The following is a 2,086-nucleotide window of genomic DNA, read 5'->3' as shown; positions in this document are numbered from 1 at the left end:
AGGAAAGAGGTCAAACCCGAAGTTCAATTCGTCGCCAGATCGTTCCGACAGGAGTGGCAACTATCAGAGGGAATACCAAGACGGAGGTGGCGAAGGCGTTTGGCGGGACCGGCGTGTGGACCGTTCCTTGCGGTTTTGTGATCGAATATAAGATGCTTGGCAGGTCATTGATGCGGGGAACGCCATGAGAACGATTGCTTGCCGGCTATGCGAAGGCGAAGCCGCCCATGCGTTCGACGGTCTAGCCCGCATTTCTCACCGAATCAGCTGCATTGGGGCTGAGATTCTGAGAAAATCGTGTTGCACCCTCGATCTTTTCCGAATCCACAGGACGCCCCAATGCCGACAGAGTGTAATCCTGCCCAGCTCGCATTTCCACCCGTCGATGGCCGCGCCGTGGTGGCCAGTTTCGACGGCGGGCGCATCACCAGCGAGGCCGGCGCGCTGCTGTTGGGCGCCACCGACAAGGTGCTCAGCCTGAGCCACCGCCTGGCCGGTTGCTTCACGGACAGCCGCAATCCGGTCTTCACCGAACATGCGGTTCAGACGCTGGTGATGCAGCGTATCGTCGGTATCGCGCTGGGCCATGAAGACCTCAACGACCACGACGACCTCCGCCACGACCCGGTGATGGCGGTGCTGGCCAACAAGCTGGCCGCCTCACGCGCCGACTGCGCCCCGCTGGCTGGCAAGAGCACGCTGAACCGGCTGGAACTGAGCAAGGCCGAACCCACGCGCTACAGCAAGATCGCCGCCGACACACAGGCCATCGAGCGGCTGTTCGTCGATCTGTTCCTCGACGCTCACGCCAAGGCGCCGTCGCAGATCACGCTCGACCTCGATGCCACCGATGATCCGTTGCATGGCCATCAAGAAGGCCGGTTCTTCCACGGTTATTACGATTGCTACTGCTATCTGCCGCTGTATGTCTTCTGCGGCCGTCACCTGCTGGCGGCGAAGCTGCGCCGCTCCAACATCGACGCCGCGGCTGGCGCGCTGGCGGAGATTGCCTGGATCGTTGGCCAGATCCGGGCGCGCTGGCCGCGCGTGCGGATTTTGCTGCGGGGCGACAGCGGCTTCTGCCGCGAGGCGCTGATGGCTTATTGCGAGGCCAACCGCGTGGATTACGTCTTCGGCCTGGCCCGCAACGAGCGGCTGGCCGCCGAGATCGTGGCCGAGATGGCCGCCGCCCGCGACGAAGCCGAACGGCGCGGCAAACCGGCGCGTCGGTTCAAGGATTTCCGCTGGTCCACGCTGGACAGCTGGAGCCGGATGCGACGCGTCGTCGGCAAGGCGGAATGGACACGGGGCGAGGCCAATCCCCGCTTTGTCGTCACCTCCCTGACCCCGGCCGAGATCGATGCCCGGCGGCTGTATGAGGGGATCTACTGCGCACGAGGCGAGATGGAGAACCGCCTCAAGGAATGCCAACTCGACCTGTTCGCCGACCGGACGTCAGCCGCGACGATGGCGGCCAATCAGCTGCGGCTGTGGTTCTCCGGCTTCGCTTATGTGCTGATGTGCGGCCTGCGCCGTATCGGCCTGGCGCATACCCAGTTCGCGCAGGCCACCTGCGGCACGATCCGGCTGAAACTGCTGAAGATCGGCGCGCTGGTCCGCATCAGCGTGCGCCGTGTCACCGTTGCCATGGCATCGGCCTGCCCGTGCCAGCACGAGTTCGCTCTCGCGCACGCCTTCCTGCGACGAGCCGGGGCCTGAGCGTCACGAAGCAGACACCGCATAGGCGGCATATGCCACACCAACACTGCCCCAAGGGCGGTGACGGGACGCCGCGGCCGAAAGGAGCCACCGAGGCGTCAGATCGGCATCATCAACGCATATCGTAACAAAACAACAGGCAATTTGCCATGATCGTCAGGCAGTGTGAGAAATGCGGGTTAATCCCATGGACCGATTTCCTCGAACACGCCACGTTCGATCCGTCTGTCCAGGCTGTACGCCTCAATGATCTGATGGCCTTCAGCCGCGAACTTCACGACTTCATGCGGGATGACGTCAAAGCTAGCGAGAGTGAGAAGCCCCTGTTCGTTAGTGGTACACTCATTGCGTATTCCGTTGATCCTGA

2 protein-coding genes are annotated in these 2,086 nt (G+C 62.9%); both read left to right on the top strand.

Features of this window, described 5'->3' with window-relative positions:
• Positions 1-339 precede the first annotated feature (339 nt).
• The gene (locus VFG49_RS11625) at positions 340-1,719 is read left to right on the top strand and encodes an IS1380 family transposase (RefSeq protein ID WP_324860626.1); all 1,380 of its coding nucleotides are present in this window, start codon (positions 340-342) and stop codon (positions 1,717-1,719) included.
• Between the two features lie 149 nt (positions 1,720-1,868).
• The coding region (locus VFG49_RS11620) for a hypothetical protein (protein WP_324860624.1) at positions 1,869-2,086 on the top strand (218 nt) is incomplete at its 3' end.

It is taken from the genome of Dyella sp., assembly GCF_035685885.1.
Classification (GTDB): Bacteria; Pseudomonadota; Gammaproteobacteria; order Xanthomonadales; family Rhodanobacteraceae; genus Dyella.
Note: the sequence above shows the minus strand (reverse complement) of the source record. Positions and strands in the feature narration are given on the sequence as shown.

Excerpts from the sequence above, each read along its gene's own strand:
- VFG49_RS11625 (WP_324860626.1), top strand. The coding sequence starts at position 340 with ATGCCGACAGAGTGTAATCCTGCCCAGCTCGCATTTCCACCCGTCGAT.